Raw genomic sequence first — 24,705 nt, forward strand, 5'->3', positions numbered from 1 at the left:
GCCGCTTCACCGTCGAGGTGCACGACCGCTTCAGCCACGCGGCAGTTCGATCACGGCCATGGTCCCCTGCCCGGCTTCCGACACCAGTTGCAACGTGCCGCCATGCGCTTCGGCCAGTTGCCGCGCCAGCGGCAGGCCGATCCCCGCCCGGCCGCCGTTGCGCGCCTGTCCCGCGCGCGCCGCCGGATCGAAGATCGCCGCCTGCTGCCCGGCCGCAATGCCGGGGCCATTGTCCGACACAACGATCCGCGCCTTGTCCGCCATGCCGTCTCCATGCAGCAGGATGCGGGCGCCCTTGCCGCAATAGCGGATCGCATTTTCCAGCAGATGATCGATCGCCTGGCCGATCCGCCGGGCGTCGCCCTGCACCGCGCCCAGACTGTCTTGCAGCGTCAAATCGATTTCCATGCCCTTGGCGGTGGCATCCATCATCATCCGGCTGGCGCTGGCCCGCACCACGGTGGCCAGGTCGACGCGGACATGATCGATAGGCAGCGTGCCGACTTCGCCCTGGGTCAGGTCCAGCACATTGTCGATCAGCATCGACAGGCGGGCCGTACTTTTGAGGATGCCATCGACATATTCGGCGGCCGATGGGCTGAGTTCCCCCGCATAACCCGCGCTCATCATCTCGGCGAAACCAGAAATAGTGGTGAGCGGGGTGCGCAGTTCATAACTCATATTGGTGACGAAGGCGGTCTTGACCTTATCCGCCTGCTCCAATGCTTCGTTCCGGTCGCGCAGCACCTGTTCCACCCGGCGGCTGTCGGTCACGTCCAGCATGGTGAACAACGCATTGCCGTCGGGCAGCGGGATCGCGGCGAATTCGAAGATGCGCCCATCGGCGAAACCGACATGGCCGATACGCTGCTTGCGCTCGATCGTGGCGGCGCGCACCAGTTCGCGCACCAGATTGGCCTGTTCCGGCTTGGCCAACTGGGTCTGCACCGCCCGCATCAGATCGTCGATGCGCGGATGCCCCGCCAGCAGATCCTCACTGGCGCCCCAGATGACGCGGAAGCGGCTGTTCCACATCTGCAACCGCCCGTCGGAGGAGAAGACGCCGATCGATTCGAACAGATTGTCGAAGGTCGCCGTCCGTACCCGCAGCAGCGTGTCGCGCGCGCTCGACAATTGCACTTGCTCGGTCCGGTCCTCGAAGATCAGCAGCAGGCCGCCATCGGGCAAAGGCTGGGCATAAACGCGCAAATGGGTGCCATCCTGCAGCAGCCAGTTTTCCTCCAGCGGATCGGGCGACAGGAACCATTGCCGCCGCTCCGCCCGCCAGGCCGGAAAGTCGCGATGTTCGGGCAGCCGCCGCGCGTCGCGCATCTGGTCCAGCACCCGCTCGAACAGCGGGGCGTCGGCCAGCGCATCCTGATGCAGGCCGAACAGGCTGATGAAGGGCTGGTTCCAGAAGCGCAAGGCCCGGTCGGGGCCGAAGCGGGCGACGCCGGCGGACAGCCGGTCGAGCAGGTCGCGCTGCGCCGCCTCCAGCCGCCGATGCTCGACCCGCGCCTGTTCCAGTTCATGCTGGTCGACGGCATAGCCCGCGACGCCCGCCGCCCCCAGAGGCACATCGACAACGCGCATCGTGCGCCGTTCGCCATCGATCGTAGCGGGCACCATCCGTTCGATCGGTTCGTCGCGGGTGATCGCTTCGGCGGCGGCGGCCTCCGGCGTCAGGCCCGCGACGGTTTCCACCAGTTCGGTGCCATGGGCGATGACATCGCCCGCCCCCTGCCCGTCGACCGCGCGGACATAGGCGCTGTTGACCAGGCTGAGGCGCAGGTCGGGGGTGCGGTGCCACATCGGGAAGGGCGCGGCCTCGACCAGCCCGGCCAGCGCCTCCAGCGCATCGCGCAACTGCTCGACATGGCCGCGCAGCGACTGGATTTCCGCCTGGCTGTCGGTCGCGTCGAAAATCCATAGGATGACGCCGCCGCTGGCCGCGATGCCCGGCCCGGCCGGCGCGCCGCGTACCAGCAGCAGGCGCGACGATCCTTGGCCGCGCACCGGCAGAGCGAAGCTCTTGCCCGCACGCTGGGCCGAGGCGATCTCCTGCGCCAAAGCAGCCGCGTCTTCCGGTTCCAGCCCGCCGTCAGGCGCCGTGAGTTCGGAGGCGAAGGTCGGTACGCGCGGCTTTCCCAGCCATTTGGCCAGGCGATCGGCCGCTTCCAGCCGCCCATCGGGGTGGACGATGATCGGCGCGGCCGGCGCGGACGCCAGCAACATGGTCAGCCGATCGAGCTTGCCCTGCGCATGCGTGCCCTCACGCCGCATCCGCTGGCCGCTGACCAGCGCCCAGACGGCAGCGCCCAGCCAGCCGGCCAGCACCACGCCGAAAATGATCGCGGCATAGGGGGACAATGTCGTCATGACATTCTTGTCCGTGCGCGCTGAGCCTGGCTGTCCCTGTTCATAAGCCGGTTGGGCCTAACCCAGATCGATCGCATGGCCAAGAAGGCGCACGAGAAAAAAGGGAGGCGTCGCCGCCTCCCTCTTCCGTGTCTTGCTGTAGCGCCCCGTTGTTCAGCAGCGCCCGCGCCATTTAGTAGCGGTAGTGATCGGGCTTGAACGGGCCTTCGACCGGCACGCCGATATAATCGGCCTGACGCTGGCTCAGCTTTGTCAGCTTCACACCCAGCTTTTCCAGATGCAGTTCGGCGACCTTCTCGTCCAGATGCTTGGGCAGGACATAGACGTCGTTGCCGTAGGTCTCGCTCTTGGTCCACAGTTCGATCTGCGCCAGCGTCTGGTTGGTGAAGCTGGCCGACATCACGAAGCTGGGATGGCCAGTGGCGTTGCCCAGATTGACCAGGCGGCCCTTCGACAGGACGATGATCTTCTTGCCGTCGGGGAATTCGACTTCGTCGACCTGCGGCTTGATTTCGGTCCACTTCATGTTGGACAGGCCGGCAATCTCGATCTCGCTGTCGAAATGGCCGATGTTGGACACGATCGCCATATTCTTCATCGCGCGCATATGATCGACGGTCAGCACGCCTTCATTGCCGGTCGCGGTGACGAAGATGTCGGCGCGCGGCGCGGCCTCTTCCATCGTCACGACTTCATAGCCTTCCATCGCCGCCTGCAACGCGCAGATCGGATCGACTTCGGTCACCAGGACGCGCGCGCCGCCGTTGCGGAGCGAGGCCGCCGACCCCTTGCCGACATCGCCGAAGCCCGCGACGCATGCAATCTTGCCCGCCAGCATGACGTCGGTCCCGCGACGGATCGCGTCGACCAGCGATTCCTTGCAGCCATAGAGGTTGTCGAACTTCGACTTGGTGACGCTGTCGTTCACGTTGATCGCCGGGAAGGGCAGCTTGCCCTTCTTCGCCAGTTCATACAGGCGATGGACGCCGGTGGTGGTCTCTTCCGACACGCCCTTGATGGCGGCGACCGTCTTGGTCAGGAAACCGGGACGTTCGGCCAGCACGCGCTTGAGCACCGAGCAGAAGATTTCCTCTTCCTCGTTCGACGGCGTGAACAGTTCCTCGCCTGCCTCGACGCGCGCGCCCCACAGCGCGAACATGGTGGCGTCGCCGCCATCGTCCAGGATCATGTTGCAGACGCCGGATTCATCGGTGTGCCAGTCGAAGATGCGCTCGACATAGTCCCAATATTCCTGGAGCGTCTCGCCCTTGATCGCGAAGACCGGCACGCCCGACGCGGCGATCGCGGCGGCGGCATGGTCCTGCGTAGAATAGATGTTGCAGGTCGCCCAGCGAACTTCCGCGCCCAGCGCCGTCAGCGTCTCGATCAGCACGGCGGTCTGGATCGTCATGTGCAGCGATCCGGTGATGCGCGCGCCCTTCAGCGGCTGCGACGGGCCGAACTCGGCGCGCAGCGCCATCAGGCCGGGCATTTCGGTTTCGGCGATGTCCATTTCCTTGCGGCCAAAGGCGGCAAGGGCGATATCGGCGATGACATAATCCTGCGCCTGGGTGGCGGGTGCAGTGGCCACGAGCGTATCTCCGTCAGCTTAGAATGGAGCCACGCCAGCGACAAGGCGGGCGGTGGCGATGGAATGCGCCTTACCAACCGGCAATGCGCATGGCAACTCATATAAAGATTTCTTTATGTACCTGCCGAAGAACATCGCTCCTTCAGGCCGATCCGGCGCCGGGGACGAGGTGGGACGCATCCACACCAGCCGCAGCGTAGGCCGCCGCCCATTTGCGGGACGTCGGCACGTCGAACAGCAGGTCGGGATCGCCATCGGCGAGAAACCAGCTTTCCCCGCCCATTTCCTGTTCCAGTTGCCCCGCCCCCCAGCCGGCATAGCCGAGCGCGACCAGATAACGGCTTGGCCCCCTTCCCTGTGCGATCGCCTTCAATATGTCGAGCGACCCCGAAAGCCCCCACCGACCGCCCACCTGCACCATGTCCTGGCCGCCCCAGTCGAGCGAATGGAGGACGAAGCCACGCCTTGGTTCGACAGGCCCTCCGCGCAGGACCGGCGTGTCGGCCACCTGGCTGCCGTCGATATCGAAGCTTTCGAGCAGTTCACGCAGCGAAACGCCCTCTATCTCCTGATCGACCGCAATGCCGAGCGCGCCATTATCATCATGGACGCATAGCGCCACGACCGAATGGTCGAACCGCATGTCCGCCATGCCGGGAAGGGCGAGCAGGAAATGCCCGCCATAGAAGCGCGTCTGGATCATGTCCTGAATATAGCCCGCCTCCGGCCCTTGCCAAGGACGCATGGTCGCATCGGCAGGGCGTCGTGACATATAACTGGCCGGGCGTCTTGACAGCGGCCGTGCCAGCGCCGACCTCCCGCCCGTCATAGGCCAGGAGACAGACATGACCATTTCCAAAGGCGATCGCCTTCCCAGCACCACCTTCACCCAGATGACCGAAAACGGCCCCGAAGCCGTGGCTTCGGACGACTATTTCGCCGGCAAGACCGTCGCCATCTTCTCGGTTCCCGGCGCCTTCACCCCCACCTGTTCGGCCAAGCACCTGCCCGGCTTCATCGACAAGAGCGAAGCGCTCAAGGCGAAGGGCGTGGATGAAATCGCCTGCACCGCCGTCAACGACGCCTTCGTCATGGGCGCCTGGGGCAAGTCGGCCGGCGCGGACGGCAAGGTCACGATGCTCGCCGACGGCAATGGCGATTTCGCACAGGCCGTGGGCCTGACCATGGACGGCAGCAAGTTCGGCCTGGGCCAGCGCGGCCAGCGTTTCTCGATGATCGTCAAGGATGGCGTGGTCTCGGAGCTGAACGTCGAAGCGCCCGGCGACTTCAAGGTCTCCTCGGCCGACCATATGCTCGAACAGCTCTAGTTATAAAGGCGATCGGGCGGCGGATTTCAAGTCCGCCGCCCGATCTGCACGCTGCGTCTTCCTTCCGTCACGCAAAGGCGGTAACAGGGGGCGATGACACAAAGCATCGGCAGCGCAACGGTCACGCAACTTGACCGTATCTATCAGACATCCATCGAAAATCTGCGCGAAGCGATGCGGGCCTACGCCCGCGACGGCAGCGTCCCGCCGCCAGAGGCCAAGGCCGACCGGCGCTACTGCTATCCTGAGCTGCGCATCGTCTATCATGGCGACAGCGATGCGCCGCCGCCGGGCCGCTCCTTCGCCCGCCTCTCCAAGCCGGGACGCTACGTCACCACCGTAACCCGCCCCGCCATGTTCGCCGACTATCTCGCCGAACAGATCGACCTGCTCGTCCGCGACTATGGCGTCGATGTGGAGGCCGGGCTGAGCGAACAGCAGATCCCCTTCCCCTATGTGCTGGACGGCCTGGACATGAGCGCGCTGGATGGCACGCCGCCGACCGAACTGGCTCGCCACTTCCCCGCCACCGAACTGGCGGAAATCGGTGACGAGATCGCCGACGGCCTGTTCATGCCCGATCCGAACGGCGATCGCCCGCTTGCCCTGTTCGACGGATTGCGCACCGATTTCTCGCTGGCGCGCCTGAAACATTATACCGGCACGCCGGCCGAACATGTGCAGCGCTATATTCTCTTCACCAACTATCACCGCTATGTTGACGAATTCGTCGCCTGGGCCTGCGATGAGCTACAGCGTGAAGGCAGCCGCTACACGGCCTTGTCGGGTGCCGGCGGCGTCTATGTGACCCCGGAAACCGCCGACCCGGCGCGGATGATCGCCGACAGCGCCTGGCGCCGGCACCAGATGCCCGCCTATCACCTGATCGCGCCGGACCGCAGCGGCATCACCCTGGTCAATATCGGCGTCGGCCCGTCCAACGCAAAGACCATCTGCGATCATCTCGCCGTCGTGCGTCCGGAAGCCTGGCTGATGATCGGCCATTGCGGCGGCCTGCGTCCCAGCCAGCGGATCGGCGACTATGTGCTGGCCCACGCCTATCTGCGCGACGATCATGTGCTGGACGAGATGCTGCCGCCCGAAATTCCGGTGCCGGCGATCGCCGAAGTGCAGGTCGCCATGGCGCAGGCTGCCGAAGCCGTGCTGGGTCACAGCGATCCGGAGGATTTCAAGCGCCGCCTGCGCACCGGCACGGTCGTCACCACCGACGATCGGAACTGGGAATTGCGCTATTCCAGCTCGGCCCTGCGCTTCAGCCTGTCGCGCGCGGTCGGCATCGACATGGAATCGGCGACCATCGCGGCCCAGGGCTATCGCTTCCGCGTTCCCTACGGCACTTTGCTGTGCGTATCCGACAAGCCGATCCATGGCGAACTCAAGCTGCCGGGACAGGCCAACCGTTTCTATGAGGAAGCCATCGCCAGCCATTTGCGCGTGGGCCTGATGACCTGCGAACTGCTGCGCGAGGAAGGGGCAAAGCTGCACAGCCGCAAGCTGCGCGCCTTCAACGAACCGCCGTTCCGCTAAGTGGTTTAAGCCGCTTCCTGCCAGATGCTGATGCGGTCCTTGCCGTCCTTCTTGGCGGCATAAAGGGCTGCATCCGCCCGCGCGACCAAATCTTCCATCTGGATGTCGGCGGCGGCCAGTTCGGACACGCCGAAACTGGCGCGCAGCCAGACGTCGGGAAATCCCGGCAGCGCCAGGTGACCGACCTCGCTACGCACGCGTTCCATCACGTCTGCGGCGGCGCCGGCGCTGGTGTTCATCAGCAGCAGCCCGAATTCGTCGCCGCCCATCCGCCCCACGACATCGCCGCGACGCACCGCGCTGGTGAGCAACTGAGCGAAGCCTTTTAGCGCCTGATCGCCCGCAATATGGCCATGGCCGTCATTGAGCGCCTTGAACCCGTCGAGATCGCATACGACCAGCGCCAGCGGCAGGCTCTGCCGCCGGGCAAGCGCCATCGCCCGCGCCGCCGCCTCGTCCAGACCCCGGCGGTTCAAGACCTGGGTCAGCGGATCATGACGCATCTGCGTGCGCAGTTGCTGGGCCAGGTCGCCCGCGACCACCAGCACCGCCGTGACGGCGGTGGCCACATAGATGGTCGGCATGAAGATGCTGAAGATCAGGCGATAGAGATCCTTCCCCATCTCGGGTCCGCGAATCATCATGGCCGACCCCGCCAGCGCCAGCTGGACGATGACGAAGGCCAGCAGGGCGAGGAAGAACACCAGTTCCGGGGGCGTGAAAGACCGGTCCCTGGGCCAAAGCGACACGGCGCTCGCCGCCAGCAATGCGCCGACATAGGCGGGAATGATCAGGCCCTGCATGATCTGGCTGCCGGCCGGACCGATGGCGAACGCCATGGCCAGGATCACGATAATAGCGGGAATCACGAATCCGGCCAGCCGCAACGGTTTCCCCGATCGCTGGCGAATGCCGATCGCCAGCAACGATCCGCTGATGATCAGTCCGACGCCGGTGACGATGAACCAGCCGGGACTTTTGAGGAAGAAGCCGCAGGCATTGGCCGTCCATTGCACCATGCCGATGCCGTAGGAGGCGGTCCATGTCAGGACATGCCGTTGTCGACCGAAATGCAGCCACGCCACAGTCAGCGCGACGGTCATGACGGCAGCGGTGCCGAACAGCAGGGACAGGAGAATGGCTGGTGCGTTCATACACCAGCCATTTACCAAGATTTACTCCGGCTTACCAGCCACAGGACTTGCCTTTATTTTGCGTAATCAACCACTTCTGCAATGGTGCGAAATAATTGACCAGCGCCTTGCCTGACATTTCGCGACTGCCGGTAAAGGCTTGCAACGCGTCGGGCCAAGGCTTTGACGCGCCCATTTGCAACATGGCATCAAGTTTCGCGCCTACAGCCTTGTTTCCGTAGAAAGAACAGCGATGCAGCGGCCCTTTCCAGCCGGCCTGCTTGCACGCCGCCTCATAGAATTGGAACTGCAGCACCCGCGCCAGGAAGTAGCGCGTATAGGGCGTGTTGCCGGGAATATGATATTTGCCGCCGGCGTCGAACTTCGTCTCGTCGCGGGATACGGGCGGCGTGATGCCCTGATATTGCAGGCGCAGGTCGGTCCAGCCTTTTTCATACTGGCTCTGCGGAATCGATCCGTCGAACACGCCCCAGCGCCATTTGTCGATCAGCAGGCCGAAGGGAAGGAAGGCGACCTTGTCCATCGCCTGACGCAGCAACAGGCCCAGATCCTTGTCCGCGCCCGGCACCTTGGCCGGATCGAGCAGGCCGATCTTCACCAGATAGTCGGGCGTGATCGACAAAGCGACGAAATCGCCGATCGCTTCATGGAAGCCGTCATTGGCGCCATCCAGATAGAGCTGGCTATGCTTCTGATAGGCGCGCTGGTAATAATTATGCCCCAGTTCATGATGGATGGTGACGAAATCATCGCCATTCACCTTCGTACACATCTTGATGCGGATGTCGTTCTTGTTGTCTATGTCCCAGGCGGAGGCATGACAGATGACCTCGCGGTCGCGCGGCTTGGTAATCTGCGACCGCTCCCAGAAAGTCTGCGGCAACGGCTCGAACCCCAGCGAGCTGTAGAAACCCTCGCCCGTCTTCACCATCCTGACCGGGTCATAGCCCTTGGCCTTCAGCAGATCGGTCGTATCGAAGCCGAGATCGCCCGCGCCCTGCGGTGCGACGACGTCGTAGATATTGCCCCATTCCTGCGCCCACATATTGCCGAGCAGGTCGGCGCGGATCGGCCCGGTCTTGGGCTGCACCGCATCGCCATATTTCTCGTTCAGCTTGGTGCGCGTGTAGCAATGGAGATCGTCATAGAGCGGCTTGACCTCCGCCCAGATCTTGTCGGTCAGCTTGGCGAAATCGTCGGCCGGCATGTCATATTTGGACCGCCACATCGCGCCGGTATCGGCAAAGCCCAGCTCCTTGGCCCCTGCATTGGCGATATCGACCAGCTTGGCATAGTCGGTCCGCATCGGCGCGCCGACATTGTCGTGCCAACTGACCCACATTTCCCTGAGTTCGTCGGGGTTGCGGTTGATCCCCATCTGCTCTTCGATATCGCTGCCGTTGATCGGCTGGCCTTTCAGCGTCCCCTTCCCCTTGCCATAGGCGGACTGCAGCTTGGTCGCGAGATCGTTCAGTTCTTCGGCGGCGCCCGGCGTCGTCGGCGCGGGCAGCGTCAGCGCGGTGCGCAGCAGCGTCAGCCGACGCTTCGTCTCCATGCTCAGCCCCGGCGCGGTCGCGTATTTCGCCGCCTCCAGCGCATAATCGACCCGCTGCTTGGTGTCGATCGCGCCGAAATAGGACGCGATCGCGTCGGTATCGTCGGTGATGTAGGTCGCGTTGATCCATGCCGCGCGGCCGCTGACGATCGACTGGTCGAACAGCGCCTTCTCCGCCTTGGCGAGGAACGCGTCGGCTTCGGCCGCGGTGGGCGCGGCGGCAGCGGGCGCCTGCTGCGCCAATACCGGCGAAACAACGAGGGCGGCCGCAAGCGCGGCCATCGATATAGCGATTTTCATGAGGTTCCCCTGATCGGTTATGACGGGGAAGGTGACTTGGCTTGGCGATACAGTCAAGCCGTCAGGAAATCGACCATCGCCTGCCCCAGTTCCTTGCGGGTGACCGCATTCATATGATTGCCCGGAACCTCGACATAGCGTCCGTTTGGCAATGTTTCGGCGAGTTCCTGCGCAACGCCATTGTCGCGATCGTCCGCGCCGCAGATTACTGCGGTCGGCTGCCGGAACCCGGCGATGGTCGCTTCGTCGGTATCGACAAAGGTGTTGAGAATGTGCAGCATCGCCACCGGATCACCCTTGGTCGTCTTGAGGAACGCCTCGGTCATCCATTCCGACGTGCCGCGCTCGAACGTGCCCAGGTTGTTCAGCACATTCTTGTAATAGCCGCCCTTGTCGAGCGTCTTGGTCAGCCCGCGCAACCCCATGCCGGCCAATATCACGCGCCGCGGCGTCGCGCCGCGCGCCAGCATCCGCACCGTCGTCCGCGCGCCCAGCGAATAGCCGCCCAGATCATAGTCGGTCAGTCCCAGTTGCGCGACCAGCCCCAGATTGTCATCGGTCAGCGCGTCGGGCGGATAGGCGGTGGGATCATGCGGCTTGGCGCTTTCGCCGTGGCCGCGCAGGTCCGGCAGGATCAGGCGGAATCCCGCCTCCACCAGCCTGGCGGCATGGCCGTAGCGGACCCAATTGGTGAAGGCGTTGGAGAAATAGCCGTGGATCAGCACGAGATCACGCCCCTCTCCGACCATATGCACTGCGATCGGCAATCCGTCGAAACCCTTGATGTCGTGGCGTTCGATCGGCAGGTCGGTCATCGGGGCATTTCCTTATCGGGCTGGGACGCCCTGCCGATATGGCGTCATCCCCGGCGGCGCAAGAGCGCGATCAGCGCCAATGCGCTGCCGACCTGCGCGGCGGCCATGTCCTTCTGCGCGTCCCAGACGTCGCCCTGCTGCCCATTATAATAGTCCGCCGTTTCGCCCGCGGCCATGATCGTGAGCAGCCATTCGAATATCTCGTAAAGCGCGCTGCCCAGGCCGATCGCCGCGAACGCGAAGGCCAGGCTCCACCGCAACGGCAATCCGCCATGACGCCGCGCAGCTTCCGCGATCGGCAGTGTCAGCAATGCGCCGAAGCCAAAATGCACCAGCCGATCATAACCATTGCGGGTCATGCCGAAGAGACTGGAAATATCATGCCCGCTCAGCGCCCGCGCCCAGTCGTCATAGGGCACATAGCTATAGATCCAGCGCGCGCCCACCGTATGAAGCAGCAGGAACAGCCAGATGCAGCCGATTGACGATGTGGAAAGCGGCCAGCGGCGCAGCAGCCAGGGCGCGGTCAGGACCAGCGCGACAGTCGGTCCATGCTGGAGCGGCGCGAGATCGGGATAGGGCTGGGCGATATTGGCGAGGCCAATGGCTGCCGCCAGCAAGACGATCATCCGGCGCTGTGCGATCGGAAGAGCTTTCCACATCGCGACAGCGCCGGCAATCATGAGAGGCGTCAGCCCTTTTTGAGGTGACGACGGCCGAGCAGTTCGGCGATCTGCACCGCGTTCAGCGCTGCGCCCTTGCGCAGATTGTCGCTGACGCACCACAGGTTGATGCCGTTCTCGATCGTGGAATCCTCGCGCACGCGGCTGATGAAGGTCGCGAAATCGCCCACGCATTCGATCGGCGTGATGTATCCGCCGTCCTCGCGCTTGTCGACCAGCATGATGCCCGGCGCTTCGCGCAGGATGTCCTGCGCTTCCTTGGCCGAAATCTCATTCTCGAACTCGATGTTGATCGATTCGCTATGGCCGACGAACACCGGCACGCGCACGCAGGTCGCGGTCACCTTCACCTTGGGATCGAGGATCTTCTTGGTTTCCGCGACCATCTTCCATTCTTCCTTGGTCGAACCATCGTCCAGGAAAACGTCGATATGCGGGATCACGTTGAAGGCGATCTGCTTGGTGAACTTCTTCGGTTCGGCCGGATCGCCGACGAAGATGTTGCGGCTCTGCTCGAACAGTTCGTCCATGCCCGCCTTGCCTGCGCCCGACACCGACTGGTACGTCGACACGACCACGCGCTTGATCTTGGCGGCGTCATGCAGCGGCTTCAACGCCACGACCATCTGCGCGGTCGAGCAGTTGGGGTTCGCGATGATGTTCTTCTTCTTGTAGCCGTCGATCGCATCCGGGTTCACTTCGGGCACGATCAGCGGGACGTCCGGGTCCATGCGATAGAGCGAGCTGTTGTCGATCACGACGCAACCGGCGGCCGCCGCCTTGGGCGCATAGATTTCCGTCGGGCCGCTCCCCGCGGCGAACAGGGCGATGTCCCAGCCGGTGAAATCGAAATGCTCGATATTCTGGCATTTTATGGTCTTGCCGGTCTCACCGAAATCCACGGTCAGCCCCTGCGACCGCGACGAAGCGACCGCCGCAATCTCGTCAATAGGGAACTCGCGCTCGGCGAGAATGGTCAGCATTTCGCGGCCCACATTACCGGTGGCACCCACGACGACGACCTTGTAACCCATGACTAAAGTCTCCACTCCAATGCATAATTGCGGAGTGCGCGCCATAGCGCTGTCGCTACATTTGTCCAGAAAGAAGGGCTTCGCTGCTGCAAAGCCCTTCATCGACGCAATTTTATTCCGAAGTCGGCCCGCCGGCATGCTCCGCCAGGAAATGCTCGATCGTCTTCCACAGGTGGACGCTGATGCCCGGCCCGCCGACGCGATGGGTCTGGCCCGGATAGGCCATCATCTCGAACGGCACCGCTTCGCCCTGCATCTTCGCCATCAGCGCGGTCGCATTGTCGAACACGACATTATCATCGGACATGCCGTGGATCAGCAGCAGCGGATCGGTGATCTTCACCGCCTCGTCCACCGCGCCCGATGCCGGATAGGCGCTGGTCTTGTCCTGCGGCTGGCCCAGATAGCGTTCGGTGTAGTGGGTGTCGTAGAGCTGCCATTTGGTCACAGGCGCACCCGCCACCGCCGCGGCGAACACGCCCGGTGCCTTCTCCAGCAGCTTGAGCGACATATAGCCGCCATAGGACCAGCCATAGGTCGCGATCCGCCTGGGGTCCACGAACGGCTGGGCCTTCAACCATTCCACGCCCTTCAACTGATCCTCGACCTCGACCGTGCCCATGGCGCGGTAGAGATGATCCTCGAACGCCTTGCCGCGATCGGGGGTGCCGCGATTGTCGATCGCGAAGACGATCCAGCCGCGATCCACCAGATATTGGTTGAGCGCGCCGGACCATGTGTTGGTTACCTGCCGTCCGCCGCCCGGGCCGCCATAATGGATCATGAAGACGGGGTAGCGCTTCCCCGGCTCCATCTTGGGCGTCATGATCTTGGTGTACAGCGTCGTGCCGTCCGCCGCCTTCACCGTGCCGAACACCGTCTTCACATGGCCCGCGACATAGGGCGCATAGGGATGGCTGCCCGTCAGCGCATTTTCCGACAGCCATTGCAACTGCTTGCCGCCGCTGTCGGCCAGATAGACCTGCTTGGGCTGATCGCTATTCTGGCGCGTCACAACGACCCGGCTCGCCGCCCCGTCCATGACGGCGTCGTTCCACCAACCCTTGGACGTCAGCGCCCGCGCCTGCCCCGCCTTGCCCAGAGTCGTCACATAAAGCTGCTGCTCCAGCGGCGTTTCGCGATTGCCGGTGAAATAGACCAGCGACTTGGCCTCATCCACGCCCACGACATCGCGCACCTCCCAGTCGCCGCTGGTGAGCGCCGTCCATTTGCCGCCGCTCACGCGATACAGATGCCCATGCCCGCTCTTCTCAGACCACCAGAGGAAACTGCCATCCTTCAGCGCATGAAAATTGTTCGACAGGTTGATCCAGCTTTTCGCCGTCTCGGTCAGCGCCACCCTGGCCTTGCCGGTCGCCGGGTCGACCGCCAGCAGGTCGAGCCGCTTCTGGTCCCGGCTCTCCCGCTGGACATAGAGCGTCTTGCCGTCCTTCGACCAGTCGACGCGGGCGAGGTAGATATCCTTGTCCGCGCCCAGCTCGACCTGGACCTGGCCCGACCCGTCAGGCTTCATCACGAACAGGTCCACGATCGCATTGGGCGTGCCGGCGGCGGGATAGCGTTGCTGATAAACCTTCGTCCCCTCCCCGCCGATCGCGGTGCGGGTGACGATGCCGACCGGGCTTTCATCGACGCGGGCGACCGCTATCCGCGCGTCGTCGGGCGACCACCAGTAACCGGTGCGCCGGTCCATTTCCTCCTGCGCCACGAACTCGGCCACGCCCCAACTCAGCGTATCGCTGGCGCCCTGCGTCAACTGCCGTTCCGCGCCGCCGATCGGCTGGGCGAACAGATTGCCACCGCGCACGAAGGAGACATAGCCGCCCTTGGGGCTGACCACGCCATTCAACTCGCCATCGGGTGTATCGGTCAGGCGCGTGACCTTGCCATCCAACCCGGCAAGATAGAGGTCGCCATCCACCGGCACCAATATGCTCTTCCCGTCTGGCGCCCAGTCATAGCTGGTGATGCCGGTGCTGCCCGCCACGGAGCGATCGCGCTCGCGCTGCATCTTCTCCGCTTCGGAAAGCTCCGCGCCGCTGCCGGTCCTCTTCGAATCGACCAGCATCCGTTCCGCGCCCGTCCTGCTGTCGATCGCCCACAGGTCGAGCCGTTCCTTCTCGTCGGCGCGAGGCTTGAGCAGCGTCACCAGCGATCCGTCCGGCGACAATTTCAACGCGCGCGGCTGTGGCCCCGCCAGGTCGGGGCTGGCGAACACGCGCTCCAGCGTCAGTTGCTCCTGCGCGCTGGCGGGAAGAGGGGAGAGCAGCAGCGCACCGAGGGCTGCGCCGGCTTTCAGATAGGGGGGCATGATCGTCCTTTCCGGTCGGCGCGCAAACGCGCCGCATGATGGCGCAGATTTAGCGCGTCGGATTAGAAAAGATCAATGCCGGGAAATTATCTGTCCTGCCATGATCGCTTGGATCATGGTGGGCGCGACAGGGATTGAACCTGTGACCCCACCCGTGTGAAGGGTGTGCTCTACCGCTGAGCTACGCGCCCCCTGTAAGGAGGAGGCGGCCTTTGGCATCGGTGGCGCGCCCTGTCAACATCCCCGCATCGATTTGATGCAAAAGCGTTTCCGCCCGCGCGTATCGCCGCCTATAAGGGGCTTTCGAAATTACGGAGTTGCGCCTTCATGCCCAAAAGTCTCGCCCTTCTGATCGGAAGCCTGCTGCTCACGGCGCTGGCCGCCTGCAATACGGTGCAGGGTGTCGGGCGCGACATCGAATCGGTCGGGCGCGCCGGCAAGGACGCGATGCATTAAACAGACTATTGGAGGATGCGGCCGATCGCGGTCGCATTCTTGCGCAAGCGCACACCATCGCAATCGGGTTCGCCACATTCGCAGGCTTCGATGGTATAACGCACGCCACACATGACCAGCACGTCATGATCGAACGAATAGTTGGAAATTCCCGCGCGCTCGACCTTTTCCTGTGCTCTGGCCTTGAGAGTCATGCGTGTCCTCCCCCGTCATATGTGGGATAGCGATCATTGATGTTGCGGTGCATCAAGTCAATTGACCGGCATTTGTTCCTGCACGATTTGTAAGAATATTGTCGCTGAAATGACACGCTTCATCCCGTTGCATCGCGCGACTTGCACGCGGCGGCACAGCGTCCCATATGCCGCGTCATGACCGACCAAAGCAGCTCTTCCATGCCCGTCTGGCATGGCACCACCATCATGTCAGCCCGCAAGAATGGAAAGGTCGTCGTCGCCGGCGACGGCCAGGTGTCCATGGGCCAGACCGTGATGAAGCCCAATGCCCGCAAGGTCCGCCGCCTGCATGACGGCAGCGTGATCGGCGGCTTCGCCGGCGCCACCGCCGACGCCTTCACCCTGTTCGAACGGCTCGAAGCCAAACTGGAGCGCCATAACGGCCAGTTGATGCGATCCGCGGTCGAACTGGCCAAGGACTGGCGCACCGACAAATATCTGCGCAACCTGGAAGCGATGATGATCGTCGCCGACAAGGATGTCACCCTGATCCTGACCGGCAATGGCGACGTGCTGGAGCCGCTGAACGGCGTTGCCGCGATCGGTTCGGGCGGCAATTTCGCCCTCGCCGCCGCGCGCGCGCTGATGGAATATGAGGAAGACGCCGAAACCCTCGCCCGCAAGGCGATGGCCGTCGCGGCCGACATCTGCGTCTACACCAACGACCAGTTGACCATCGAAACGCTGGACAGCGCCGCCTAAACTAAAAAAGCCCCTCCCTTGAAAGGGAGGGGGGAGTTTTTTGATGAACGACAACCTGACCCCCAAAGCCATCGTCGCTGCGCTCGACGCACACATCATCGGCCAGCAGGACGCCAAGCGCGCCGTTGCGGTCGCGCTGCGCAACCGCTGGCGCCGCCAGCACCTGTCCGCCGATTTGCGCGACGAGGTGACGCCCAAGAATATCCTGATGATCGGGCCGACGGGCTGCGGCAAGACCGAGATCAGCCGCCGCCTCGCCAAGCTGGCCGACGCCCCCTTCGTCAAGGTCGAGGCGACCAAGTTCACCGAGGTCGGCTATGTCGGCCGTGACGTCGAACAGATCGTCCGCGATCTGGTCGAGGAAGCTGTGCGGCTGGAGAAGGACCGCCGCCGCGAAGCCGTGCGCGAAGCCGCCTCCGAAGCCGCGATGAACCGCCTGCTCGACGCGCTGACCGGCAAGGAAGCGAGCGAGGCCACACGCCTCTCCTTCCGTCAGAAGATCGAAGCCGACCAGATGAACGAGGTCGAGGTCGAGGTGGAAGTCGCCGACAGCCCCTCCATGCCGATGGAAATCCCCGGCATGGGCGGACAGGTCGGCATGATCAACCTGTCCGACATGATGTCCAAGGCGTTCGGCCAGCAACAGAAGAAGCGCCGCAAGATGCGCGTCGCCGAAGCCTGGGACAAGCTGGTCGAGGAAGAGCAGGACAAGCGGCTGGACCAGGATGACGTCGCCCGCGTCGCCATCACCAGCGCCGAGCAGAATGGCATCGTCTTCCTCGACGAGATCGACAAGATCGCGGTCAGCGATGTGCGCGGCGGCTCCGTCAGCCGCGAAGGCGTGCAGCGCGACCTGCTGCCGCTGATCGAAGGGACGACCGTATCGACCAAATATGGCCCGCTCAAGACCGACCATATCCTCTTCATCGCGTCGGGCGCCTTCCATGTCGCCAAGCCCAGCGACCTGCTGCCCGAACTCCAGGGCCGGCTGCCGATCCGCGTCGAACTCAAGGCGCTGACCGAGGAGGATTTCGTCGCCATCCTCTCCGATACCAAAGCCAGCCTCGTCGCCCAATATCGCGCGCTGCTGGCGACTGAGGAGGTGACGATCGACCTGACGCCCGACGGCATCCGCGCCGTCGCGAAGATCGCCGCCGACGTGAACAGCGAGATCGAGAATATCGGCGCCCGCCGCCTCCAGACGGTGATGGAAAAGCTGCTGGAGGATGTCAGCTTCGAAGCCGAAGACCGCCGTGGCGAAACGCTCGTGATCGATGCGGCCTATGTCGAGAAGCAATTGTCAGCGGTCGCCCACGACACCGACCTCAGCAAATATGTTCTGTAATTAGGCGAAAACGGGATGAGAGGGGAAACCATCCTCTCATCCCGCTCCGATTTACCAAATCTCCGTTCGCTCGGAACGAACGACCCACTGATTAAAAATCAGTTGCTCAGTAACTGCGCCCAACCAGTACGCGCTCCACGGCCTGCCCGCCGGTGAAGATACACGCGCCGTCCGCCGCGTCCGCATCCAGCGGCACGTTGCGCAGCGTCAGCTTCTCGCCCTTGAGCCACTGCACCACCTTCTCCAGCGCCTCGCCGGTCGGCCTGGCCCACTGGACCAGCGCCCAGCCGGGCCTGGCGCTGGCGTTGAAATAGGCTTTCAGCGCGTCTAGCGTGCCGATCGAGCGATCGATGCTGCCGTCCAGCCGGCCTTTGGCGTCGGCGAAGAGGGACGCCTGAATATCCTCCAGCATGGCGGTTGCGCCCGCCACGAAATCGCCCTTGGCGACGATCTGGCTGTCGAGCTTGCCATCCTCGCGATAGAGGCGATCGCGGCGGATCACCGACACATTGCCGCCCGAAACATCGCGGCCGCCCACTTCGATCACGATCGGCGCGCCCTTCTTCACCCAGCCCCAGCGCTTGGTCGCGGCCTTGGCCGGCCGCTTGTCGAGCAGCGCGCGGACGGGCTCGCGGAAGGCGTCCAGCTCATTGAGGGACGCCACCAGTTCGCCGCAATAATCCAAAATCGCGGCGTCCTCGTCATTGTCGCGCAGCATCGGCACGACGACGACCTGATAGGGCGCGACGCGCGGCGGGACGCGCAGGCCATCGTCGTCGCCATGCACCATGATGAGGCCGCCGATCATGCGGGTGGACATGCCCCAGCTCGTCGTCTGCGCCAGTTCCTGTTGCCCTTCGGCATTCTGGAACTTGATATTCTGCGCCTGGCTGAAAGTCGTGCCCAGGAAATGCGAGGTGCCGGCCTGCAGCGCCTTGCCATCCTGCATCATCGCCTCGATCGAATAGGTCGCGACGGCGCCGGGGAAGCGTTCATTCTCCGGCTTCTCGCCCGCGACCACCGGCAGGCCGACGCAATCCTCGGCGAAGCTGCGATAGACTTCCAGCATCTTCATCGTCTCTTCCATCGCCTCATCGACGGTGGCGTGCGCGGTATGGCCCTCCTGCCACAGGAACTCGCTGGTGCGCAGGAACATGCGCGTGCGCATTTCCCAGCGCACGACGTTGGCCCACTGGTTGATGAGAACCGGCAGGTCGCGCCAGCTCTGCACCCAGCGGCTGAACGCCGCGCCGATCACGGTCTCCGACGTCGGCCGCACGACCAGCGGCTCCTCCAGCTTGGCTTCGGGGTCCGGCACCAGCTTGCCGTCCTTCTGGATCAGCCGGTGATGCGTGACGACCGCCATTTCCTTGGCGAAGCCGTCGACATGCTCGGCCTCCTTCTCGAAATAGGAAAGCGGAATGAACAGCGGGAAATAGCAATTTTCATGCCCCGTCGCCTTGATCCTGGCGTCGAGCAAGGTCTGGATGCGCTCCCAGATGCCATAGCCCCAAGGACGGATGACCATGCAGCCGCGCACGCCGCTTTCCTCGGCCAGGTCGGCCTCCGAAATGACGGCCTGATACCAGGCGGAAAAATCCTGTTCGCGGGTGACGGAAAGGGCGTGTTTCACGGGATCGAAAACCTGACGTAAAAAGGGAATGGCGCGCCATAAGCCAGAGGCGGCCTCCCTGTCGACCCCCGACGACAGGGCGCGTGCCGATCGGCAGCGCGTCAGGCGGTCGCCGCGCCCATCTCTTCCAGCCAAGCCTTCGCCTGCCTGGGTTCGCCGACCGCATCGGCCGCGGCGGGACCGCGCGCCGCCATGAAGCGCTGATGCAGCGCAAAGGGCTCCAGCCCCAGCGTATCGCGCATCCCGTCAATCTCGTCCGCCAGTTCGCCCAGCGCCGCTATGACGGGCGCGACGCGCGCGCGCGCGACCTTGTCCTTCTGATGGTCGAACAGGCCCCATTGCCCGTTCGCCGCCACCCGCAGGGCCGCGATCAACGCATCGCGATACTCAGCCTCCACCTCTTCGCGGCGGACGTCCAACCGTTCCAGCCTGTCCGCCTTCGCCATCGCTTCAGGTCAGCTTGTCGATCTTGGCGTTGAGCGCGGCGAGTTGGGCCTTGAGATCGTTGATCTCGTCGTCCTTGCTGCCATCGGTCGCCGCCGGCGCTGCGGCAGGCGGCGTCATGCCCGGGATACCCGGCATACCAGGCACCCCGTTGCCGAAGGCGCTGGCCGCCGCTTCGAACATCTGCATGTTGCGCTTGGCGATATCGGCCAACGGGCCGCCGCCGAACGCGCCCTTCATCGCTTCCTGGAACTGCTGCTGGTTCTTGCGGAATGCATCCATCGACGCTTCCAGATATTGCGGCACCATCGACTGCATGGAATCGCCGTACATCGCGATCAACTGGCGCAGGAAATTGACGGGCAGCATGTTCTTGCCGCGCTGTTCCTCTTCCATGATGATCTGGGTCAGGACGTTATGCGTGATATCCTCGCCGGTCTTGGCGTCGACCACGGTAAACTCGCGCCCCTCGCGCGTCATCTGCGACAAAAGGTCCAGCGTGATATAACTCGAAGTTTCGGTATTATAGAGCCGCCGATTGGCGTACTTCTTGATGACGACCGGTTCCGATTCATTTGCGGTCTTAGATTTGGCCATGGATTCCTCTCCCACACCTGAACATCTCGCATTAGCACAGGGCGATGCCGCACCGCAACATGGACCGCGGCCTTTACCCCTTTTTCTCAATATTTTATGGCGCGAAACGCAGGACGATCCCGAACTTCGCCGCCGGGCGTTCGCGGGATTGCGCAAATATCAGGATGCAGCGCGTCCGCCCGCCCCGCCGCCGGCGCGTTGCGTCAGCACCGCCGGCCCTGCCCGATTGCTGCAGCATGGTGCGGAAAATGGCCGTTCTCCCGTGGTTTTCATCCCGTCTCTCATCAATCCGCCGCGCGTATTGGACCTGTCCGAAAGCAGATCCTTGCTGCGCCACATGGCTGCAGCAGGCCACGACGCGCATCTGGTCGATTGGGGCCCGCCGATGCCGCACGATGCTAGGCTAGGTCTCGACGGCCATGTTACCGAGCGGCTGCTGCCGCTGCTCGCCGCTCTCCCCAGACCGCCGATCCTGGTCGGCTATTGCCTGGGCGGCAGCCTCGCGCTCGGCGCAGCGACCATGGGCGCCTTTCCCGCCGTCGCGACCATCGCCGCGCCCTGGCGGTTCGACGCCTTTCCCGCCGCCGACCTGGACTTGATCGGGAGCCTGTGGAACGGCGCCCGCGCCATGAGCGAGCGGATCGGCTACGTCCCGATGGAGGTGCTGCAATCGGGCTTCTGGGCCATGGACCCGGCGCGCACCATAGGCAAATATGCGGCTTTCGCCGACATGGAGGCCGGGTCCGACGCCGAGCGCGCCTTCCTCGCGGTGGAGGACTGGGCCAATGGCGGCGCGCCGCTGACCTTCGCGGCGGGGCGCGACCTGTTCGACCATTTCTACGCCGGCAATGTCAGCGGACGCGGCCAATGGCGCATCGACGCGCGCACCGTGGACCCGACCGCGCTCGATTGCCCGACCCTGTCGATCGTGTCGACCAGCGACCGCATCGTGCCCGCCGCCGCCGGCCCTCGCTTGCGCGAAGAGCGCAGCCTTTCGCTCGGCCATGTCGGCATGGTCGTGGGCGGACGCGCCCGCGAAACGCTTTGGGAACCGCTGTCCCACTGGCTTTTCAGCCATGGCGGTTGATGCTATTGCGCCTGCGAAAACAACCACTGGAATCGAGGATCAAGCCTTTGTCAGACATCGTCATCACCGCCGCAAAGCGCACTGCCGTCGGCAGCTTCATGGGCGCCTTCGGCTCGACCCCCGCGCACGAACTGGGCCGCCAGGCGATCATCGCCGCGCTCGCGCAGGCCGGCGTCGCGCCCGATGAAGTGGACGAAGTGATCCTGGGCCAGGTGCTGACCGCCGGCCAGGGGCAGAACCCCGCACGGCAGGCCGCGGTCAACGCCGGCATCCCGGTCGAGCGGACCGCCATCGGCCTCAACCAGTTGTGCGGTTCGGGCCTGCGCGCCGTCGCCCTCGCGGCGCAGGCGATCCGCGCCGGCGACGCCAGCATCATGGTCGCGGGCGGCCAGGAAAGCATGTCGCTCGCCCCCCATGCGCAATATCTGCGCGCTGGCAGCAAGATGGGCAATGTCAGCCTCATTGACACGATGATCCATGACGGTCTGACCGACGCCTTCAACAATTATCATATGGGCATCACGGCCGAAAATCTGGCCGAGAAATACCAGATCAGCCGCGAAGCGCAGGACATCTTCGCCGTCGCCAGCCAGAACAAGGCCGAAGCCGCACGCGCATCGGGCCGCTTCGCCGACGAAATCGTGCCGGTCACGATCAAGGGGCGCAAGGGCGACACCATCGTCGATGCCGACGAATATATCCGCGCCGGCGCCACTATCGAAGCGATGGAAAAGCTCAAGCCCGCCTTCAAGAAGGACGGCACCGTCACCGCCGCCAACGCCAGCGGCCTCAATGACGGCGCCGCCGCGCTGGTGCTGATGACTGCCGACGCCGCCGCCAAGCGCGGCGCGACCATCCTCGGCCGCATCGCCGGCTTCGCCACCTGCGGCGTCGATCCGGCGATCATGGGCATCGGCCCGGCCCCGGCCAGCCGCAAGGCGCTGGAAAAGGCCGGCTGGTCGGTCGCCGACCTCGATCTGATCGAAGCCAATGAAGCCTTCGCCGCGCAGGCGCTGTCGGTCGGCCAGGAACTGGGCTGGGATGCGGAGAAGGTCAACGTCAATGGCGGCGCGATCGCCATCGGCCACCCGATCGGCGCGTCGGGCGCGCGCGTGCTGACCACTCTTCTCTACGAAATGGCCAAGCGTGACGCGAAGAAGGGCCTCGCCACCCTCTGCATCGGCGGCGGCATGGGCGTCGCCATGTGCATCGAGCGCTGATTTCCTCCTGAGTTACCAAAAGGCCGCCGCTCTTGACGGAGCGGCGGCCTTTTGCCTGTCAGCCCTTCCTGGCTGCGGCCCGGCACCGGTCTGAACAATAGACCACATTCTCCCAGTCACGCTCCCATTTCTTCCGCCAGGCGAAGGTGCGCTGGCAGACCGGGCATGTCTTGGTCGGCAGATCCCGTTTGGCGACCCCGCTTGGCATCGTTCCAGTCCCTTCAGGCGTCGAGCGATCGGTCCTTCGTCTCCGGCAGCGCGACCAGACAAGTGACCAGCGCCAGCGCCACGATCGCCAGCGTATACCATAGCCCGGCATAGGGATTGCCCGTCCGCGCGACGATATATTGGCTGACCAGCGGCAGGAACCCGCCGAAATAGCCGGTCCCGATATGATAGGGGATCGACAGCGAACTATAGCGGATGCGCGCCGGGAAATATTCCGACAGAAGGGCCGCGACCGGCCCATATGTCGCGCCCGACAGCGTCCACAGCAACAGCAGCGCTGCGAACACCATCATCGCGCGCGGCCAGTCCGGCGTCACCGCGCCGAAATCATAACCCCGCCGTTCCAATGCCGCATCAAGCCCCTCCGCGCTCAGGTCGCCGACCGCCACCCCGCCGATCGCCACCGCCGGCGTCGCGCCATCGCGCTTGTCATAGGGAATGCCACGCTTGGAAAAATGGTCGAGCAGCTTGCCGCACGCCGTCGGCTGCACCTTGGCGAAGGGATCGAACCGGCAATCGGGACCGCTCACCACCACCGGCGCGCGCTGCGCCGCCTGCGTCAGCGCGGGGTTCGCGGTCGCGCCCATGAACTGGTAGAGCGGCAGCGCCAGCAGCAGCACCAGCGCATAGCCGATCACGATCGGCTTCTTCCGCCCGATCCGGTCGGACAGCCAGCCGAAGAAGATAAACGCGCCCATGCCGATGAAGGCGCTGCCACCGACCAGCAATTGCGCCACCCCCGCCGCGACATGCAGGCCGTTCTGCAGGAAATAGAGCGCCTGGAACATCACTGTATAGGCGATGACGGTAAAGCCCGCCGCGATGCCGATCATCGCCACGAACATCCGCTTCCTGTTGCCCGGCGCGGTAAAGGCTTCCCGGATCGGGTTCTTCGCCTGCGTGCCCGCCTTCTTCATCGCCAGGAACACCGGACTTTCGCGCAGCATCAACCGCATCCACAGTGAGATCGCCAGCAGCACCAGCGACAGGACGAAGGGGATGCGCCATCCCCACGCGTCCCACGCCGCCTGGCCGACGATCGCCTGCGTGCCGACCACGACGATCAACGACAGGATGAAACCGCCGATCACGCCTGCCTGGATGAAGCTGGTATAAAATCCCCGCTTCCCCGCCGGCGCATGTTCCGCGACATAGATTGCCGCCCCGCCATATTCGCCGCCCAGCGCCAGCCCCTGCGCGATCCGCAAGCCGATCAGGATGATCGGCGCCGCTATCCCGATGCTCGCGGCGGACGGCGTCAAACCGACCCCCGCGGTCGCGAGGCCCATCAGCACGATGGTCGCCAGAAACGTATATTTCCGCCCCAGTCGGTCGCCCAGATAGCCGAACAGCACCGCCCCGATCGGCCGGAACGCGAACCCGATGGCGAACCCCGCCAGCGTATAGAGCAGTTCGACGGTGGGATTGTCGGTGGGAAAGAATGTCCGCCCGATGATCGGCGCCAGCACGCCATAGATGTAGAAATCATACCATTCGAACACGGTGCCGAGCGCCGACGCGGTAATGACCAGCCGGTCCCGCTTGGCATCCATCACATAATCGCTGCCGACCATGTCGGTCATTCCGCCCTCTCCCACCGTTCGCTTTCCTCTATGCGGAAGGGAGTGGCCGTCCGACAAGCGCGGGATGACGGGACGCGGAAATTAAAATAGTCGCGATCCGTTGGGCACCGGCCTGTCCGGCGCGAACAGCATCACCGCCCCTGTCTCATCGGCAAAGCCCAGCGTCAGCACCTCCGACATGAACGTGCCGATCTGGCGCGGCGGGAGGTTCACCACGGCGGCGACCTGTCGCCCCGGCAAGTCCGCCAGCGCATGGTTTTCGGTGATCTGCGCGCTGGACCGCTTCTGTCCAATTGCCGGACCGAAATCGATCAGCAGCTTGTAGGCGGGCTTGCGCGCCTGCGGATAAGGCTCCGCCGACAGGATCGTCCCGATCCGGATGTCGATCTTCAGGAAATCGTCGAAGCCGATCATGGTGCCGGCGGGCGCGGCCGGGTCGTGGGTCAGGTGCATGG

Annotated in this window: 23 protein-coding genes and 1 tRNA gene; 7 read left to right on the forward strand and 17 right to left on the reverse strand. The window is 64.2% G+C overall.

All coding sequences use genetic code 11. The features are described 5' to 3' along the window. Positions 1 to 30 precede the first annotated feature (30 nt). From SBA_RS12340 to SBA_RS12350, 3 genes are all read right to left on the reverse strand, one after another. Positions 31 to 2,379, reverse strand: a complete 2,349-nt coding sequence (locus tag SBA_RS12340) for a sensor histidine kinase (RefSeq protein ID WP_261934656.1) — start codon at positions 2,377 to 2,379, stop codon at positions 31 to 33. 172 nt (positions 2,380 to 2,551) lie between these two features. Beyond that, positions 2,552 to 3,970: an adenosylhomocysteinase gene (ahcY, locus tag SBA_RS12345; RefSeq protein ID WP_224546218.1), complete on the reverse strand. Its 1,419-nt coding sequence runs from the start codon at positions 3,968 to 3,970 to the stop codon at positions 2,552 to 2,554. A gap of 142 nt (positions 3,971 to 4,112) precedes the next feature. Beyond that, on the reverse strand, positions 4,113 to 4,673 hold the full coding sequence (locus SBA_RS12350) for a YqgE/AlgH family protein (RefSeq protein ID WP_261936728.1): 561 nt from the start codon (positions 4,671 to 4,673) through the stop codon (positions 4,113 to 4,115). A 142-nt stretch (positions 4,674 to 4,815) separates the two neighbouring features. On the opposite strand from SBA_RS12350, the gene SBA_RS12355 reads away from it, so the two are divergent. Together SBA_RS12355 and SBA_RS12360 are read left to right on the forward strand one after the other, a co-directional pair. After that, a complete protein-coding gene (locus SBA_RS12355) occupies positions 4,816 to 5,298 on the forward strand; it encodes a peroxiredoxin (protein ID WP_261934657.1) in 483 nt (160 codons plus the stop codon). Between the two features lie 93 nt (positions 5,299 to 5,391). Continuing rightward, positions 5,392 to 6,846: an AMP nucleosidase gene (locus tag SBA_RS12360; RefSeq protein WP_261934658.1), complete on the forward strand. Its 1,455-nt coding sequence runs from the start codon at positions 5,392 to 5,394 to the stop codon at positions 6,844 to 6,846. A gap of 5 nt (positions 6,847 to 6,851) precedes the next feature. Here the strand turns inward: SBA_RS12360 and SBA_RS12365 are convergent, their stop codons facing one another. The 7 genes from SBA_RS12365 to SBA_RS12395 form a co-directional block, all read right to left on the reverse strand. Then, complete coding sequence (locus tag SBA_RS12365) at positions 6,852 to 8,000, reverse strand: GGDEF domain-containing protein (RefSeq protein WP_261934659.1); 1,149 nt, start codon at positions 7,998 to 8,000, stop codon at positions 6,852 to 6,854. 31 nt (positions 8,001 to 8,031) lie between these two features. Then, positions 8,032 to 9,855 carry a M2 family metallopeptidase gene (locus tag SBA_RS12370; protein ID WP_261934660.1) on the reverse strand — a complete coding sequence of 608 codons (1,824 nt, stop codon included), beginning with the start codon at positions 9,853 to 9,855 and terminating at the stop codon, positions 8,032 to 8,034. Between the two features lie 53 nt (positions 9,856 to 9,908). Then, positions 9,909 to 10,670, reverse strand: a complete 762-nt coding sequence (locus SBA_RS12375) for an alpha/beta fold hydrolase (protein ID WP_261934661.1) — start codon at positions 10,668 to 10,670, stop codon at positions 9,909 to 9,911. A 44-nt stretch (positions 10,671 to 10,714) separates the two neighbouring features. Continuing rightward, the gene (locus SBA_RS12380) at positions 10,715 to 11,353 is read right to left on the reverse strand and encodes a DUF2238 domain-containing protein (RefSeq protein ID WP_261934662.1); all 639 of its coding nucleotides are present in this window, start codon (positions 11,351 to 11,353) and stop codon (positions 10,715 to 10,717) included. An 8-nt stretch (positions 11,354 to 11,361) separates the two neighbouring features. Next, positions 11,362 to 12,387 carry an aspartate-semialdehyde dehydrogenase gene (locus SBA_RS12385; RefSeq protein ID WP_224546225.1) on the reverse strand — a complete coding sequence of 342 codons (1,026 nt, stop codon included), beginning with the start codon at positions 12,385 to 12,387 and terminating at the stop codon, positions 11,362 to 11,364. 112 nt (positions 12,388 to 12,499) lie between these two features. After that, positions 12,500 to 14,719, reverse strand: a complete 2,220-nt coding sequence (locus SBA_RS12390; protein ID WP_261934663.1) for a S9 family peptidase — start codon at positions 14,717 to 14,719, stop codon at positions 12,500 to 12,502. A gap of 116 nt (positions 14,720 to 14,835) precedes the next feature. After that, positions 14,836 to 14,910: transfer RNA gene (locus SBA_RS12395), tRNA-Val, on the reverse strand. A gap of 136 nt (positions 14,911 to 15,046) precedes the next feature. Between SBA_RS12395 and SBA_RS12400 the strand changes: the two genes are divergently transcribed. After that, on the forward strand, positions 15,047 to 15,175 hold the full coding sequence (locus SBA_RS12400; protein ID WP_224546229.1) for an entericidin A/B family lipoprotein: 129 nt from the start codon (positions 15,047 to 15,049) through the stop codon (positions 15,173 to 15,175). Positions 15,176 to 15,180: 5 nt separating this feature from the next. On the opposite strand, the gene SBA_RS12405 is transcribed toward SBA_RS12400, so the two are convergent. Further along, positions 15,181 to 15,369 carry a hypothetical protein gene (locus SBA_RS12405; RefSeq protein ID WP_224546231.1) on the reverse strand — a complete coding sequence of 63 codons (189 nt, stop codon included), beginning with the start codon at positions 15,367 to 15,369 and terminating at the stop codon, positions 15,181 to 15,183. 201 nt (positions 15,370 to 15,570) lie between these two features. On the opposite strand from SBA_RS12405, the gene hslV reads away from it, so the two are divergent. Further along, positions 15,571 to 16,113: an ATP-dependent protease subunit HslV gene (gene hslV / locus SBA_RS12410; protein WP_201785510.1), complete on the forward strand. Its 543-nt coding sequence runs from the start codon at positions 15,571 to 15,573 to the stop codon at positions 16,111 to 16,113. Between the two features lie 43 nt (positions 16,114 to 16,156). Then, positions 16,157 to 17,458 carry an ATP-dependent protease ATPase subunit HslU gene (gene hslU, locus SBA_RS12415; protein ID WP_261934664.1) on the forward strand — a complete coding sequence of 434 codons (1,302 nt, stop codon included), beginning with the start codon at positions 16,157 to 16,159 and terminating at the stop codon, positions 17,456 to 17,458. A gap of 106 nt (positions 17,459 to 17,564) precedes the next feature. Here hslU and proS read toward each other — a convergent pair whose 3' ends face one another. The 3 genes from proS to phaR all read right to left on the reverse strand — a co-directional run bounded on the left by proS (position 17,565) and on the right by phaR (position 20,132). After that, positions 17,565 to 19,091, reverse strand: coding sequence for a proline--tRNA ligase (proS, locus tag SBA_RS12420; protein WP_261934665.1), 1,527 nt, complete (start codon positions 19,089 to 19,091; stop codon positions 17,565 to 17,567). 101 nt (positions 19,092 to 19,192) lie between these two features. Continuing rightward, complete coding sequence (locus SBA_RS12425) at positions 19,193 to 19,537, reverse strand: hypothetical protein (protein WP_261934666.1); 345 nt, start codon at positions 19,535 to 19,537, stop codon at positions 19,193 to 19,195. 4 nt (positions 19,538 to 19,541) lie between these two features. Next, positions 19,542 to 20,132: a polyhydroxyalkanoate synthesis repressor PhaR gene (gene phaR, locus SBA_RS12430; protein ID WP_224546238.1), complete on the reverse strand. Its 591-nt coding sequence runs from the start codon at positions 20,130 to 20,132 to the stop codon at positions 19,542 to 19,544. On the opposite strand from phaR, the gene SBA_RS12435 reads away from it, so the two are divergent. Together SBA_RS12435 and SBA_RS12440 are read left to right on the forward strand one after the other, a co-directional pair. Then, positions 20,131 to 21,219 (forward strand): alpha/beta hydrolase, encoded by a 1,089-nt coding sequence (locus tag SBA_RS12435; RefSeq protein WP_224546240.1) that lies wholly within the window; start codon positions 20,131 to 20,133, stop codon positions 21,217 to 21,219. The two genes, phaR and SBA_RS12435, sit on opposite strands and share 2 nt — an antisense overlap. A gap of 47 nt (positions 21,220 to 21,266) precedes the next feature. Continuing rightward, positions 21,267 to 22,439, forward strand: a complete 1,173-nt coding sequence (locus SBA_RS12440) for an acetyl-CoA C-acetyltransferase (protein ID WP_224546242.1) — start codon at positions 21,267 to 21,269, stop codon at positions 22,437 to 22,439. A gap of 58 nt (positions 22,440 to 22,497) precedes the next feature. On the opposite strand, the gene SBA_RS12445 is transcribed toward SBA_RS12440, so the two are convergent. From SBA_RS12445 to SBA_RS12455, 3 genes are all read right to left on the reverse strand, one after another. After that, positions 22,498 to 22,647, reverse strand: a complete 150-nt coding sequence (locus SBA_RS12445; protein ID WP_261934667.1) for a DUF2256 domain-containing protein — start codon at positions 22,645 to 22,647, stop codon at positions 22,498 to 22,500. A 13-nt stretch (positions 22,648 to 22,660) separates the two neighbouring features. Beyond that, positions 22,661 to 24,250: an MFS transporter gene (locus tag SBA_RS12450; RefSeq protein ID WP_261934668.1), complete on the reverse strand. Its 1,590-nt coding sequence runs from the start codon at positions 24,248 to 24,250 to the stop codon at positions 22,661 to 22,663. 81 nt (positions 24,251 to 24,331) lie between these two features. Beyond that, on the reverse strand, positions 24,332 to 24,703 hold the full coding sequence (locus SBA_RS12455; protein ID WP_261934669.1) for a tRNA-binding protein: 372 nt from the start codon (positions 24,701 to 24,703) through the stop codon (positions 24,332 to 24,334). Between the last annotated feature and the right edge of the window lie 2 nt (positions 24,704 to 24,705).

This window comes from Sphingomonas bisphenolicum, assembly GCF_024349785.1.
Taxonomy (GTDB): Bacteria; Pseudomonadota; Alphaproteobacteria; order Sphingomonadales; family Sphingomonadaceae; genus Sphingobium; species Sphingobium bisphenolicum.

What these genes read in the sequence shown, in the direction of transcription:
- SBA_RS12435 (WP_224546240.1), top strand. Translation starts at nt 20,131, where the DNA reads ATGGATTCCTCTCCCACACCTGAACATCTCGCATTAGCACAGGGCGAT.
- SBA_RS12355 (WP_261934657.1), top strand. Translation starts at nt 4,816, where the DNA reads ATGACCATTTCCAAAGGCGATCGCCTTCCCAGCACCACCTTCACCCAG.
- SBA_RS12380 (WP_261934662.1), bottom strand. Translation starts at nt 11,353, where the DNA reads ATGATTGCCGGCGCTGTCGCGATGTGGAAAGCTCTTCCGATCGCACAG.
- SBA_RS12455 (WP_261934669.1), bottom strand. Translation starts at nt 24,703, where the DNA reads ATGCACCTGACCCACGACCCGGCCGCGCCCGCCGGCACCATGATCGGC.
- hslU (WP_261934664.1), top strand. Translation starts at nt 16,157, where the DNA reads ATGAACGACAACCTGACCCCCAAAGCCATCGTCGCTGCGCTCGACGCA.
- SBA_RS12445 (WP_261934667.1), bottom strand. Translation starts at nt 22,647, where the DNA reads ATGCCAAGCGGGGTCGCCAAACGGGATCTGCCGACCAAGACATGCCCG.
- SBA_RS12405 (WP_224546231.1), bottom strand. Translation starts at nt 15,369, where the DNA reads ATGACTCTCAAGGCCAGAGCACAGGAAAAGGTCGAGCGCGCGGGAATT.
- SBA_RS12450 (WP_261934668.1), bottom strand. Translation starts at nt 24,250, where the DNA reads ATGACCGACATGGTCGGCAGCGATTATGTGATGGATGCCAAGCGGGAC.
- SBA_RS12350 (WP_261936728.1), bottom strand. Translation starts at nt 4,673, where the DNA reads ATGATCCAGACGCGCTTCTATGGCGGGCATTTCCTGCTCGCCCTTCCC.
- SBA_RS12360 (WP_261934658.1), top strand. Translation starts at nt 5,392, where the DNA reads ATGACACAAAGCATCGGCAGCGCAACGGTCACGCAACTTGACCGTATC.
- SBA_RS12425 (WP_261934666.1), bottom strand. Translation starts at nt 19,537, where the DNA reads ATGGCGAAGGCGGACAGGCTGGAACGGTTGGACGTCCGCCGCGAAGAG.
- SBA_RS12385 (WP_224546225.1), bottom strand. Translation starts at nt 12,387, where the DNA reads ATGGGTTACAAGGTCGTCGTCGTGGGTGCCACCGGTAATGTGGGCCGC.
- phaR (WP_224546238.1), bottom strand. Translation starts at nt 20,132, where the DNA reads ATGGCCAAATCTAAGACCGCAAATGAATCGGAACCGGTCGTCATCAAG.
- SBA_RS12340 (WP_261934656.1), bottom strand. Translation starts at nt 2,379, where the DNA reads ATGACGACATTGTCCCCCTATGCCGCGATCATTTTCGGCGTGGTGCTG.
- SBA_RS12400 (WP_224546229.1), top strand. Translation starts at nt 15,047, where the DNA reads ATGCCCAAAAGTCTCGCCCTTCTGATCGGAAGCCTGCTGCTCACGGCG.
- SBA_RS12375 (WP_261934661.1), bottom strand. Translation starts at nt 10,670, where the DNA reads ATGACCGACCTGCCGATCGAACGCCACGACATCAAGGGTTTCGACGGA.
- SBA_RS12370 (WP_261934660.1), bottom strand. Translation starts at nt 9,855, where the DNA reads ATGAAAATCGCTATATCGATGGCCGCGCTTGCGGCCGCCCTCGTTGTT.
- hslV (WP_201785510.1), top strand. Translation starts at nt 15,571, where the DNA reads ATGCCCGTCTGGCATGGCACCACCATCATGTCAGCCCGCAAGAATGGA.
- SBA_RS12390 (WP_261934663.1), bottom strand. Translation starts at nt 14,719, where the DNA reads ATGCCCCCCTATCTGAAAGCCGGCGCAGCCCTCGGTGCGCTGCTGCTC.
- SBA_RS12365 (WP_261934659.1), bottom strand. Translation starts at nt 8,000, where the DNA reads ATGAACGCACCAGCCATTCTCCTGTCCCTGCTGTTCGGCACCGCTGCC.